Source organism: Dactylosporangium sp. NPDC049140 (assembly GCF_040648435.1).
The window spans coordinates 144,144-150,143 of sequence record NZ_JBEZDS010000028.1 but is presented as its reverse complement, the minus strand read 5'-3'; the positions used below and the strand labels follow the sequence as shown (position 1 = coordinate 150,143).

General features: G+C 67.7%; 5 protein-coding genes. 3 read left to right on the top strand and 2 right to left on the bottom strand.

The window, feature by feature from the left end:
• Positions 1–119: 119 nt before the first annotated feature.
• A complete protein-coding gene (locus tag AB0B76_RS35605) occupies positions 120–596 on the bottom strand; it encodes a hypothetical protein (protein ID WP_360383717.1) in 477 nt (158 codons plus the stop codon).
• A gap of 84 nt (positions 597–680) precedes the next feature.
• Here AB0B76_RS35605 and AB0B76_RS35600 point away from each other — a divergent pair, with 84 nt between their 5' ends.
• Positions 681–1,565, top strand: a complete 885-nt coding sequence (locus tag AB0B76_RS35600; protein ID WP_360383715.1) for a tyrosine-type recombinase/integrase — start codon at positions 681–683, stop codon at positions 1,563–1,565.
• Between the two features lie 277 nt (positions 1,566–1,842).
• Positions 1,843–2,391: a hypothetical protein gene (locus tag AB0B76_RS35595; RefSeq protein ID WP_360383712.1), complete on the top strand. Its 549-nt coding sequence runs from the start codon at positions 1,843–1,845 to the stop codon at positions 2,389–2,391.
• Positions 2,392–2,639: 248 nt separating this feature from the next.
• Here the strand turns inward: AB0B76_RS35595 and AB0B76_RS35590 are convergent, their stop codons facing one another.
• On the bottom strand, positions 2,640–3,074 hold the full coding sequence (locus tag AB0B76_RS35590) for a hypothetical protein (RefSeq protein WP_360383709.1): 435 nt from the start codon (positions 3,072–3,074) through the stop codon (positions 2,640–2,642).
• Positions 3,075–3,604: 530 nt separating this feature from the next.
• Here AB0B76_RS35590 and AB0B76_RS35585 point away from each other — a divergent pair.
• Positions 3,605–5,806: a tetratricopeptide repeat protein gene (locus tag AB0B76_RS35585; protein WP_360383706.1), complete on the top strand. Its 2,202-nt coding sequence runs from the start codon at positions 3,605–3,607 to the stop codon at positions 5,804–5,806.
• Positions 5,807–6,000 lie beyond the last annotated feature (194 nt).

The window sequence follows — 6,000 nt, the reverse complement described above, 5'->3', positions numbered from 1 at the left end:
CGCTGTGGGCAGCCGCGATACGAGCGACCCCACCGGTCACCTCGACCAAGCCTGGCCGGGCTGCGGTCGTAGGTCTAGTCAATACGTAGCCGCGATCCGCTCGTCACGACGAGTCGTCGTCAGATGGTGTCGTTCGAGTCGGGGCTGTCGTATCGCCAGCGTGGACAGGAATCCGGGCAGTGGCCAGCCGCACGCACCTCGGCGCGAAGGGCCCCCGGTACGCGTGGATGGTGCACGACCTGGTGCAGGAAGACACTCAGCCGCTCGGCCGGCGATATCTGCCCGCCGTTGGCTTGCCAGCGCATCACCATCTCGGGGAAGTGCAAATTGTGGATGGCGCAGGCCCGAACGTGATCGTCCTCGTCCCGAGCGAGCCGTTCCAGCGCATCCCTCGGCGTGTGGACGTTCACCGCAGCCCAGTACCGGACCGGTCGAATCTCGTCGCCGGCCAACTCGCGAAGCCGATCAGGAGTCGTGGCCGGGTCACGCGCCTCGCACACACGCAGATAGCCGAGCTTGCGCTCAGCTCGCGTCCTGATCGGCCGCTCCCTCACAAGAGCATCTTCGCAAACGATCATGCCGTGGTTATCGCTCATGCTGCGGCGGGAGCTCTGGTGTTCACCGTCACTGGTGACGCACCGTAATACATGGCTGCGTTTCCTGTTCCCGACGCCCGTGTCGTGTCCTTCGGTGAGCTTGTCCTGCGTGCCGCGGTGGCGGCCTACCTCGGTCGCTACCGCGGCCTGACCCGGCAGCACAGCGAGTCCGACCTGCATGTCTTTCTGCGCTGGTGCACCGATCACGAGCTCGATCCGCTCGCCGCGGTCCGAATCGACATCGAACGGTATGTGCGCTGGCTGCAGGACGTGCGCTGCTACCAGCCGTCCACAGTCTCGCGCCGGCTGTCGATCGTGACCGGCTTCTACCGGGTCTGCGTCATCGACGGCATATTGCCGCACTCACCAGCCGACTACGTCCGCCGGCCCACCGTCCCGGTCGAGTCGCCGACCCTCGGGCTCGGGCATCTGCAGTTCGAAGCGCTGCTCACCATCGCCCGGCTGTCGGCCAACCCGAACGACTTCGCCCTCATCGCCCTGCTGGGGCTACTCGGGCTGCGGGTCTTCGAAGCCTGCGGCTCGAACATCACCGACCTCGGCGAAGAACACGGCCACCGCGTCTTGCGCGTGCGCGGCAAAGGCGGCAAGGTCGTCCTGATCCCGCTACCGCCCGCCGTGGCCCGGGCGATCGAACGCGCCGTCGGTGACCGCGTCGACGGGCCCATCCTGCGTAACCTGCTCGGCGGCCGTATGGACCGCCACGCCGCCACGCGGCGGCTCAGACACCTGGCCGCAGCGGCCGGCATATGGATGCCCAGGATGCACCCTCACATGCTCAGACATACGTTCGTCACGACCATGCTCGACGCCGGAGTCAGCCTCCGCGACGTGCAGATCGCCGCCCGCCACGCCGACCCCCGCACCACCATGCGCTACGACCGCGCCCGCAACAACCTCGACCGCCACCCCAACTACATCCTCGCCGCCTACATGGCCTCCGGAACCTGACCTTGGATTGCGACCATGCCGATGAGCGCGCATCCGATCATGGTCGCGCGCCATCACGTGCGCTGACCCCCGGAGATCGCCCCAGCTTCTCGGATCACCGGCTCACCACAAAATCGCGGACGGTTCCTGGCACGGGCAACGCTGTGGATGGGTCGCCGCAGCAGCGTGGTTGGCAGGAGCCATCTCACGGCCCTGGGGCTGGAGGCCATCGCATACCGAACGCCCGGGGGCCTGCGCCGACGTCTTAAGCCTGGCAGGCTTGCCGCGGAGGTACCCGATGAGCGACCACATCCAGCACTTGATCGACCTATCAACGAACGTCGAGGCGGCCGGTAGCGCCGCAGGCGCGCTACGGCAATGGCTGCTCGCCACGGAGGTGGTCGGCGACAGCCCGGACAGGCAGGGCCATTACGTTCCCGGCCCGCGCTGGGCAACCGCGGTGAGCGCTCCCGACGAGAACGCACCCTTCGGTACGGTGGAGATCCACGTCGGCCGGCAGCGGTACGACGCCGGGGAGGCATGGCAACCACTCGAGTGCGCAAGCTGCGGCCACAGTCCCAGCATCGACAGCGTCGAAGACATAGAAGCGGTGCTGGAGCAACTGTTCGAATTCGGCGAGGCATGGTGGGAGACCGGCGAGCCTACCGTGGCCTGCGAGGCCTGCGGGAAGGCGCGACCACTCGGTGACTGGCGCGGGGCGTCAACAGCGGTCGGAAATGTCGCGGTCAGCTTCGTGAACTGGCCCGGTCCGCTCACCGACGAGTTCGTTGACACTGTTCGTGCTCGGCTTGGTGTGCGGATGCTGGTAATGGACGAGCGGCTCTAGATCCACCGATGGGGTGTCCCTCCCGCCTCCACCAGCACCGGCGTCGAGGTTCCACAGTGAAACCCATTGCCAAGATCACGTGAGCCGCCGTTGGTGCGCGACCGCCGGCCAGTGCTCGCACCACCGGTGACTGGTTCGGCGAGGCAGAGGCTTACTGTCCTGCCGATGAGCGTGTGTTCCCTGGATAGTTACGGCAACCACCGCTGTCGCGGTCCGCGAGTGCCGGGGCTCGAGCGCTGCACCGCGCTTCAGACACCAACCCAGCAGTACAGGTGTGCGCTGTCCTCTCGGGCCTCTCGGGCCAGCCAGGCAAACTGGCCGAGCAGGTCCGCCAAGACGTCGGCGTCCTCTTGGGCGACGAGTCCGCTCAGCTGCGCCCATGACGCCGCAACCGCGATCAGTTTCTCGGCCGTCGCCCCGGCGAGTGCATCGCGCAGTTCGTCGGCGAGGAACAGGACCAAGTTGTGGTTGTCATGCAGACTCGCAACGATGCGCGGCGCATACCCCCGTTCGGAGATCGTGCGGACGCTGGCACCGGTCAGCAACGCCTCGACGTCGACGAGGTCGTGCGGGTCGAGCCCTTTCAGTTCCAGGAGCAACAGCTCGCCGTCTGGCCCGTCCTCGATCATGGCCGCGGCTTCGTCATCGGAGAAGGCGACGAAGTAGTCGTACAGCACACTCACTGATCGATCCTGTCAGACCCGCCTGAGTGCACTCGCCCGAGCTACCCGTCGAGCGAACAGGAGATCGCCAGCCATCACGATCTATCACATAACCAACGGCGCCCTCAGCATCCGGCACTGCCACCGACCGGGCGCGCGGCAGCGGCCACCAGCGCCCAATCGGATGCACGCTCATGCCGCTGCGCGCTTGATCAGGTTTCCGCTCATGCCGCGGATCCAGCGCGCCAGCCGGCCGGCGATCGTCACTCGCTGTGGCGGCGGCCCGGCACCGCCGTCAGGTATGGCGGGAGGTTGGTTGTCGGCGAGCGGGAGTGTCTGATGGCGGCGACCAATTAAAACGGTGCCTTTCCGTGACTGGACAACTACGCAATGATGTAACCATGCGGGGACGATCGGCGCGCGGGCGGAGGTCGTGGCGGGTCCGAGTCGGGTGGGGACTACTGGGCTGGGCGGTTCTCGTCGTCTGCATCGCCCTGCCGGCTTGGGCCCTGACATCCGGTGGGCTCAACGATGCGGCGGGCTGGGCCAACGTGCTCGCCCTGCCGGTTACGGGGCTGGGTATCGTGCTGGTATTCGCCGACCGCTACGAGAACCGCCTTGCGCAGCGGGCTGGCGGCCGCCCGCTGGCGCGGTCGCCGGTCGGACCACAGCAGCTTCCGCTTGCCCTCGACGGGTTCACCGGTCGCGACGACGAACTGGCGCGCCTCGATGCAATCGCGAGGACATCCGGCTTGACGGCGGAGCAGGCCGTTCCCGTTGCCGTGCTGTCGGGCACCGCTGGCGTCGGTAAGACCGCGCTGGCGGTGCATTTTGCCCACCGGACGGCCGGGCTGTTCCCGGACGGGCAGTTGTACATCAATCTGCGCGGCTTCGACCCTGGCGGCTCGGCGATGGAGCCCGACGAGGCGCTGCGCGGATTCCTCGACGCGCTTGACGTTCCGCCCGAGCGGATCCCTATCGGGCTCGACGCGCAGGCCGCCTTCTACCGCAGCATCCTCGCCGGCCGACGGGTGCTGGTGCTCCTGGACAACGCCCGTAACGTCGACCAGGTTCGTCCGTTGTTGCCCGGCACGCCGGGCTGCCTGGTTATCGTGACGAGCCGCAGTCAACTGACCGGCCTGACCGCCGCGGGAGCGCACCTGCTGACCGTCGATCTGCTGACCGTCGCGGAAGCGCGGCGGCTGCTGACCCGCCGATTCGGGGTCGAGCGCGCCGCCGCCGAGCCCGAAGCGGTCAACGCACTGGTGAACCTGTGCGCGCGGCTCCCGCTCGCCCTGGCCATCGTCGCGGCGCGGGCATCGGCCTATCCACATTTCTCACTGCGGGTGATGGCCCGGGAGCTAACCGACATCCAGGACCGTCTCGATGTGCTGACCGGCGGGGACCCGATGACGGACCTGCGCACGGTGTTCTTCTGGTCGTGCCGCACGCTCAGCCCGGAGGCGGCCCGCCTCTTCCGCAGCCTCGGCCTGCACCCGGGGCCGGAGATCTCGACGCTGGCTGCGGCCAGCCTCGCCGGGGCGTCGCCAACGGCCGTACGCGCGTCGCTTACCGAGTTGACCCGCGCGCACCTCGTGGTGGAGCACCGGCCCTCGCGGTACACCTTCCACGATCTTCTTCGCTCTTATGCCCGTGAGCAGGCGCTCAACACCGACGCCCCGAACGACCGCGACGATGCCGTTGGCCGCGCGCTCGATCACTATCTGCACGCGGCGCACGCAGCGGCCCGCCTGCTGAACCCGTTGCGTTCGCCGATCAAGCTCGCGGCGCCGCGGGTCGGTGTGGCCCTGGAGTCGCCCGACAGCCGCCGAGGGGCGCTTGACTGGTTCACGACCGAACACCATGTGCTGCTTGCAGTCGTCGACCACGCCGGCCGGGCCGGTCTCGACACTTACGCGTGGCAGCTTGCCTGGACACTTTGGACGTACCTCGAATGGCAGGGGCACTGGAACGATCTGGCCGCCGCACAGTCGATCGCGTTGCAGGCCGCCGACCGCCTCGCCGACGGGCCGACCCGCGCCTGGGCGCACCGCCTGCTCGGCCGCGCGCACACCCACCTCGACCATTTCGACGAGGCCTGCCGACATCTGGAACAGGCACTCGCCCTCTATCTGGTGGCTCAGGATGCGACCGGACAGGCACACACGCTCGTTTACCTCGCCCAGCTGCACAGCAGGCAGGACCGCGACATCCTGGCGATCGAGCACGCTTCACGTGCCCTCGCACTGTTCCGCGCCGACCAACATCTCAGCGGGCAGGCCGACGCACTCAGCGCCATCGGATGGTTCCACGCCCGCCTCGGCGACCACGACAGCGCCCTGAACGCGTGCTGGGAGGCGCTTAGGCTGTTCCAGCGCCTGCAGAACCAGAACTTCGAGGCGTACATATGGGACGGCCTCGGTTACGTGTACCACCAACTCGGCGATCACCAGCAGGCCCTGAGCTGCTATCGGCAGGCGCTGGAGTTGTTCCGCGAGCTCGGCGACCGGCACCGCGAGGCCATGGCGCTCGCCCGGCTCGGCGACACGCACCACGCCACCGGTGACACAGCCGCCGCGCGCGGCGCATGGAACGCTGCCCTGCCTACGCTTACGCACCTCGACCGTCCGCAAGCCGATCGGCTCCGCAAACTGATTCAGCCGCACTACAGTAACGAAGCCATGAACGTGACCAGTACGGGCAATAACCCGGGCCGTCCACTCGTGCAGCCGCCACATTCGTCAGGACGGTGAGACCCGTTCGAGGCGCGACGGTTCAGGAAAGGAACCCTCGAAGGCGTCAGCTCACTGCCTCCCTGATCGCCTTGCCGGACGTCGATTTCAATCTCTTGATCCGGTGCACGCACAAGTAGCCGATGAGCGGACGTCTCTGTCCGAGCACCGTCACCGTCACCGTTCGGGCGGCGGCGAGAAGGCGCTTCTCGCGG

What these genes read in the sequence shown, in the direction of transcription:
- AB0B76_RS35605 (WP_360383717.1), bottom strand. Translation starts at nt 596, where the DNA reads ATGAGCGATAACCACGGCATGATCGTTTGCGAAGATGCTCTTGTGAGG.
- AB0B76_RS35595 (WP_360383712.1), top strand. Translation starts at nt 1,843, where the DNA reads ATGAGCGACCACATCCAGCACTTGATCGACCTATCAACGAACGTCGAG.